Raw genomic sequence first — 4,068 nt, forward strand, 5'->3', positions numbered from 1 at the left:
CTCACACAGAGAGCTTTGTTGCCCGATTACTCGGCGTTGCACAGCGCCAGGCAGTTATCCAGCATACGGTTGGAGAAACCCCACTCGTTGTCGTACCAGGCGAGCACTTTCAGTAATTTGCCACTGACTTTGGTGTGATTGGCGTCGAAAATGGACGACAGCGGGTTATGGTTGAAGTCGCTGGAAACCAGCGGCAGGGTGTTGTAACCAAGGATTTTCGAATGCTGGCTGGCGGCTTTAAGCAGTGCATTGACCTCTTCGGCCGTGGCTTCTTTCTTCAGTGTCACGGTCAGGTCCACCAGCGACACGTTGATCACCGGCACACGCACGGCCATGCCGGTCAGCTTGCCGGCCAGTTCCGGCAGTACCAGGCCCACCGCTTCAGCGGCGCCGGTCTTGCTCGGGATCATGTTCTGGGTGGCCGAGCGCGCGCGGTACGGGTCGGTGTGGTAGACGTCGGTCAGGTTCTGGTCGTTGGTGTAGGCGTGGATGGTGGTCATCAAGCCGCTTTCGATGCCCAGCTCGCGGTGCAGCACTTGGGCGACTGGCGCCAGGCAGTTGGTGGTGCACGAAGCGTTGGAGATGATCTGGTGCGATTGACGCAAAATGTCATGGTTCACGCCATAGACCACGGTGGCGTCCGCGCCTTTGGCCGGGGCGGAGATGATCACCTTGCGTGCGCCGGCGGTAATATGGGCGGCAGCCTTGTCACGGTCGGTGAACAGGCCGGTGCATTCAAACACCACGTCGATCTTGTGTGCAGCCCACGGCAGGTCGGCGGGGTTGCGAATGGCACTGACGGCAATCCGGTCACCATTGACGGTCAGGCTTTCCTGATCGTGGGCGACCTCTGCTTCGAATGTGCCATGTACGGTGTCGTATTTGAGCAGGTGGGCGTTGATCGAACTGTCGCCCAGATCGTTGATGGCGACGATCTGCAAATCCTGGCGGTAGCCTTGGGTATACAGTGCGCGCAGGACATTACGGCCGATACGGCCAAAACCATTGATTGCGATACGAAGAGTCATTGGAAAGTGCCTGTCGTCGATTTGTTGTAAGAATTACAAGATTATTCGCATAAAAATAGAAAACAAGCCTTTTTAGTGGCAATATTTTGTTCAATCTACAACGAGTGACCTGAATCAACTGGTCCGATTGGTCAAGTAACACCCTGCCAACCTCTTCGCGGCGGGCGTTTGACCAGCATAGACACTCAGGTCGCCACATCCGTTAGCCTGGAGTTCTATACATGCATCCCCGCGTTATTGAGGTCACCGAACGGCTTATCGCCCGCAGTCGTGCAACCCGCGAGGCTTACCTTGCGCTCATTCGCGGCGCAGCCAGCGACGGTCCGATGCGCGGCAAGCTGCAATGCGCCAACTTCGCCCACGGCGTGGCCGGTTGCGGCACTGAAGATAAAAATAGCCTGCGCATGATGAATGCCGCCAACGTGGCAATTGTTTCTTCATATAACGACATGCTCTCGGCGCATCAGCCGTACGAACATTTTCCTGAACAGATCAAGAAAGCCCTGCGCGAAGTCGGCTCGGTCGGCCAGTTCGCCGGCGGCACCCCCGCCATGTGCGACGGTGTGACCCAGGGCGAGCCCGGCATGGAGCTGAGCCTGCTCAGCCGTGAAGTCATTGCCATGTCGACGGCGGTAGCGCTGTCCCACAACATGTTCGACGCCGCGCTGATGCTTGGCATCTGCGACAAGATCGTCCCCGGCCTGATGATGGGCGCGCTGCGCTACGGCCACTTGCCGATGGTCTTTGTGCCCGGCGGCCCAATGCCGTCGGGCATCTCCAACAAACAGAAAGCCGACGTGCGCCAGCGCTACGCCGAAGGCAAGGCCACCCGCGAAGAGCTGCTGGAATCGGAGATGAAGTCCTACCACAGCCCCGGCACCTGCACCTTCTACGGCACCGCCAACACCAACCAGTTGCTGATGGAAGTGATGGGCCTGCATTTGCCGGGCGCCTCGTTCGTCAACCCGTACACGCCGCTGCGTGATGCGCTGACCCGCGAAGCCGCGCACCAGGTCACGCGCTTGACCAAGGCCAGCGGCAACTTCACGCCGATCGGCGAGATTGTCGATGAGAAATCCATCGTCAACTCCATCGTCGCGCTCAACGCCACCGGCGGCTCGACCAACCACACCCTGCACATGCCGGCCATCGCCATGTCGGCAGGCATCATTCTGACTTGGCAGGACATGGCCGACCTCTCCGAGGTGGTGCCGACCCTGTCCCACGTGTACCCAAACGGCAAGGCCGACATCAACCACTTCCAGGCAGCGGGCGGCATGTCGTTCCTGATCCGCGAACTGCTCGAAGCCGGCCTGCTCCACGAAGACGTCAACACCGTGGCCGGCAAGGGCCTCAGCCGTTATACCCAGGAGCCGTTCCTGGTCGATGGCGAGCTGATCTGGCGCGACGGCCCGATCGAAAGCCTCGACGAAACCATCCTGCGTCCCGTGGTCCGTGCGTTCTCGCCAGAAGGTGGCTTGCGCGTGATGGAAGGCAACCTCGGCCGTGGCGTGATGAAAGTCTCGGCGGTTGCGCCGGAGCACCAGGTTGTCGAAGCACCGGCGGTGGTGTTCCAGGATCAGCAAGACCTGGCCGACGCGTTCAAGGCTGGCCAGCTGGAAAAAGACTTTGTTGCGGTGATGCGTTTCCAGGGCCCGCGCTCCAATGGCATGCCGGAGTTGCACAAAATGACGCCGTTCCTTGGTGTGTTGCAGGACCGCGGCTTTAAAGTGGCTCTGGTAACAGATGGGCGTATGTCCGGCGCGTCGGGTAAGATCCCCGCCGCGATTCATGTCAACCCTGAAGCCCAGAGCGGCGGGCCGCTGGCACGGGTCCAGGATGGCGATATCATTCGCGTCGATGGCGTGAAGGGCACCTTGGAGCTTAAGGTGGACGCCGAAGAATTTGCAGCGCGCACGCCTGCCACGGGCCTGTTGGGCAACAACGTGGGGGCTGGCCGCGAGCTGTTTGCATTTATGCGCTTGGCCGCAAGCTCCGCAGAGCAGGGCGCCAGCGCCTTTACCTCTGCCTTGGAGACGCTTAAGTGAAGCTTGCGCTGGTCGGTGACATCGGGGGTACCAACGCCCGTTTTGCGTTGTGGCGGGATCAGGAACTGCATTCGATCCGCGTGCATGCCACGGCGGATCATTCCAGTCCTGAGGAAGCCATCAAGGTTTACCTCAAGGAAGAAGGCCTGGAAATCGGGGACATTGGCGCGGTATGCCTGTCGGTTGCCGGGCCGGTGAGTGGCGATGAATTTAAATTCACCAACAATCACTGGCGCTTGAGCAAGACTGCGTTCTGCCAGACCCTGCAAGTGGATGAACTGCTGCTGGTCAACGACTTCACGGCCATGGCCCTGGGCATGACCCGCCTCAAGCCCGACGAATTTCGCGTGGTCTGTGAAGGCACGCCGGAACCGTTGCGTCCGGCCGTGGTGATCGGTCCGGGCACCGGGCTTGGCGTCGGCACCTTGCTGGATTTGGGCGAAGGCCGTTACGCCGCACTGCCGGGGGAGGGTGGGCATGTCGACCTGCCCCTGAGCAGCCCGCGTGAAACCCAGCTGTGGCAACACATCTACACTGAGATCGGCCACGTCAGCGCCGAGACCGCGTTGAGCGGTGGCGGTTTGCCGCGCGTGTACCGCGCCATTTGCGCAGTCGACGGCCACACGCCGGTGCTGGACACGCCCGAAGCCATTACGGCAGCCGGCCTGGCCGGTGACCCGGTGGCCATGGAAGTCTTGAACCAGTTCAGCATCTGGCTGGGCCGGGTAGCGGGTAACAACGTACTGACCACCGGCGGACGCGGTGGCGTGTACATCGTGGGCGGGGTGATTCCGAGGTTTGCCGACTTCTTTATCAACAGCGGTTTCGCCAAGAGTTTCGGCGACAAAGGCTGCATGAGCGACTACTTCAAAGGTATTCCGGTGTGGTTGGTGACTGCACCGTATTCCGGGTTGACCGGGGCTGGTGTGGCTTTGGAACAGGCGTTTGCGTAGGTAGTTATGGCCTCTTCGCGAGCAAGCCCGCTCCCACAT

The 4,068-nt window shown here is 60.6% G+C and carries 3 protein-coding genes; 2 read left to right on the top strand and 1 reads right to left on the bottom strand.

Annotation, left to right across the window (positions count from 1 at the left end; translation table 11 throughout):
- Positions 1-26 precede the first annotated feature (26 nt).
- On the bottom strand, positions 27-1,028 hold the full coding sequence (gap, locus tag WBB95_RS16890; protein WP_424488635.1) for a type I glyceraldehyde-3-phosphate dehydrogenase: 1,002 nt from the start codon (positions 1,026-1,028) through the stop codon (positions 27-29).
- Between the two features lie 221 nt (positions 1,029-1,249).
- On the opposite strand from gap, the gene edd reads away from it, so the two are divergent.
- Both edd and WBB95_RS16900 read left to right on the top strand, forming a co-directional pair.
- A complete protein-coding gene (gene edd / locus WBB95_RS16895) occupies positions 1,250-3,076 on the top strand; it encodes a phosphogluconate dehydratase (protein WP_424488636.1) in 1,827 nt (608 codons plus the stop codon).
- A complete protein-coding gene (locus WBB95_RS16900; RefSeq protein ID WP_424488637.1) occupies positions 3,073-4,029 on the top strand; it encodes a glucokinase in 957 nt (318 codons plus the stop codon). The genes edd and WBB95_RS16900 overlap by 4 nt, the downstream gene beginning before the upstream one ends.
- Positions 4,030-4,068 lie beyond the last annotated feature (39 nt).

Origin of the sequence: Pseudomonas sp. (genome assembly GCF_049645325.1) — a bacterium.
Taxonomy (GTDB): Bacteria; Pseudomonadota; Gammaproteobacteria; order Pseudomonadales; family Pseudomonadaceae; genus Aquipseudomonas.